This is a genomic window from Neobacillus drentensis, assembly GCF_036966985.1.
Taxonomy (GTDB): domain Bacteria; phylum Bacillota; class Bacilli; order Bacillales; family Cytobacillaceae; genus Neobacillus; species Neobacillus drentensis_E.
The window spans coordinates 1-2,592 of record NZ_JBALSN010000383.1 but is presented as its reverse complement, the minus strand read 5'-3'; the positions used below and the strand labels follow the sequence as shown (position 1 = coordinate 2,592).

Annotated in this window: 3 protein-coding genes (1 of these 3 only partly in view); all 3 read right to left on the bottom strand. The window is 38.9% G+C overall.

Going from position 1 to position 2,592, the window contains the following annotated elements; genetic code table 11:
* On the bottom strand, positions 1 to 87 hold the start of the coding sequence (gene dprA / locus V7659_RS22705) for a DNA-processing protein DprA (RefSeq protein WP_335542453.1). The gene continues 801 nt to the left of window position 1, outside the view; 87 of the gene's 888 nt are visible here — the first part of the coding sequence; its start codon is at positions 85 to 87; the stop codon falls past the left edge of the window.
* 89 nt (positions 88 to 176) lie between these two features.
* Positions 177 to 1,079, bottom strand: a complete 903-nt coding sequence (gene sucD, locus V7659_RS22700) for a succinate--CoA ligase subunit alpha (RefSeq protein ID WP_098571679.1) — start codon at positions 1,077 to 1,079, stop codon at positions 177 to 179.
* A 22-nt stretch (positions 1,080 to 1,101) separates the two neighbouring features.
* Positions 1,102 to 2,262 carry an ADP-forming succinate--CoA ligase subunit beta gene (gene sucC / locus V7659_RS22695; protein ID WP_144549022.1) on the bottom strand — a complete coding sequence of 387 codons (1,161 nt, stop codon included), beginning with the start codon at positions 2,260 to 2,262 and terminating at the stop codon, positions 1,102 to 1,104.
* Positions 2,263 to 2,592 lie beyond the last annotated feature (330 nt).

The window sequence follows — 2,592 nt, the reverse complement described above, 5'->3', positions numbered from 1 at the left end:
GTCTTTTTTTAGCATTTGTAAAACGGCACTCCAGGAAATATCTGGATAGTGTAACAAAGAAATCAGTTTCTCTTTAAAGTCATCCATTTTTTAATAATTGCCTCCTTATAATAATAAAATTAGACAAATAGCCCCTCAATTATGAGGGACTATTCGTTAAAGACTAGCAGTAAATATTAGTGTGTTTTACACTTTTCGTATAATCCTTGTTCTTTTAATACCTCAATTAAAGTTTCACCCATAACAGATGGTGTATCAGCAACTTTAATTCCGCATTCGTTCATGACACGGATCTTTTCATCTGCAGTACCCTTACCGCCAGAGATTATCGCACCTGCATGTCCCATACGTTTCCCTGGAGGAGCTGTACGTCCGCCGATGAAGCCGACAACAGGCTTTGTCATATTCGCTTTCACCCATTCAGCTGCTTCTTCTTCAGCTGTACCGCCGATTTCACCAATCATGATCACAGCGTATGTTTCAGGATCTTCATTAAAAGCTTTTAAAACATCGATGAAGTTTGTACCATTCACAGGGTCGCCACCAATACCTACAGCAGTTGTTTGACCAATACCAGCTTGAGTTAATTGATGAACAGCCTCGTATGTTAATGTTCCTGAACGGGATACAACGCCGACATGTCCTTTTGTATGAATGTAACCAGGCATGATCCCGATTTTACATTCATCAGCAGTGATAACACCTGGGCAGTTTGGACCAACTAAGCGAGTCTTTTTGCCTTCCATATAACGTTTTACTTTTACCATATCTAAAACTGGAATATGTTCAGTGATACAAATGGCAAGATCCAACTCAGCATCGACAGCTTCGATAATCGCATCGGCTGCAAATGGTGCAGGTACGTAAATAACAGAAGCTGTAGCGCCTGTTGCGACAACTGCATCTTTAACAGTATTAAAGACAGGAACGCCTTCTACTTCCATTCCGCCTTTACCTGGAGATGTCCCACCAACAATTTGGGTTCCATATTCAAGCATCTGTTTTGTATGAAAAAGGGCTGTTGAACCAGTAATCCCTTGAACAATAACTTTTGTATCTTTATTAATAAAAACGCTCACGTTAATTCCCCTTTCTATGATCCTATTTCACTAATGAAACGATTTTTTGTGCGCCATCAGCCATGGATTCAGCAGCAATAATTTCAACAGTTGACTCAGCTAAGATTTTCTTACCTAAATCAACATTTGTTCCCTCTAAGCGAACAACAAGTGGAACACTTAGCCCAACCTGCTTAGCTGCTTCTACTACACCCTCAGCAATAACATCACACTTCATGATTCCACCAAAGATATTAACGAAAATACCTTTTACGTTTGGATCAGAAAGGATAATTTTGAATGCTTCTGTAACCTTTTCAGCTGTTGCGCCGCCCCCAACATCAAGGAAGTTAGCAGGGTCGCCGCCGTAATGTTTAATAATATCCATCGTTGACATGGCAAGACCTGCACCGTTAACCATACAACCAATGTTTCCGTCTAAAGCAACATAGCTTAAGTCGTATTTAGAGGCTTCGATTTCCTTTGCATCCTCTTCTTCAAGGTCACGATACTCAAGAACGTCTTTTTGACGATATAGAGCATTTGAGTCAAAGTTTAATTTTGCATCAAGAGCCATTACCTTACCATCACCTGTAACAACAAGCGGGTTAATTTCTGCGATTGAGCAATCTTTTTCGATATATGCATTGTATAGAGCCGTCATAAATTTAACAGCTTGATTAATTAATTCTTTTGGAATATTAATATTGAATGCAATGCGACGTGCTTGATAAGGCTGTAAGCCTACAACCGGATCAATTTCTTCTTTGAAAATTTTCTCTGGAGTCTTTTCAGCAACCTCTTCAATTTCCGTACCGCCCTCTTCTGAAGCCATTAATACAACTCGAGATGTCGCACGGTCTAATACTAGTCCAACATAGTATTCTTTTTTGATATCACAGCCTTCTTCAATAAGCAGGCGTTTCACTTCTTTACCTTCTGGACCTGTTTGGTGTGTTACTAAAGTTTTTCCGAGGATTTCGCTTGCATATGTACGAACCTCATCAAGGTTTTTTGCTACTTTAACACCGCCGGCTTTACCCCGTCCGCCAGCATGGATTTGTGCTTTTACTACACAAACCTGTGTACCTAATTCTTTCGCTGCTTCCACTGCTTCTTCTACAGTGAACGCTACTTTTCCATTTGGAACCGCAACCCCGTATTTTCTGAGGATCTCTTTCCCTTGATACTCATGGATATTCATTTCCCATCCTCCTATTCAAACTCTTCTAAAAACTGACTCCGTTTTCATTTTATATAATGATACAAACCTTGTCTACCATTATGCTAAAAATTATATACTACTTAAAAATATTCTAAATTGTCAATTATTTTTTCTAGATTTTACACAGGAAGTTTGCGCCTCATTTGGAATAATTTGTTTTCTAATATAATAATAAAAAACCAGGTTTGCCTGTCAGGCTGTCATAAAACTTTCAATAGCTTCTTTTCTGCTTTCTTTAATAATTCCCCTCGTATTATATAGTTTATAGTTTTTCAACTAGTCTGTAGATTGGCGCTCCAGGCACTTCGC

Excerpts from the sequence above, each read along its gene's own strand:
- sucC (WP_144549022.1), bottom strand. The coding sequence starts at position 2,262 with ATGAATATCCATGAGTATCAAGGGAAAGAGATCCTCAGAAAATACGGG.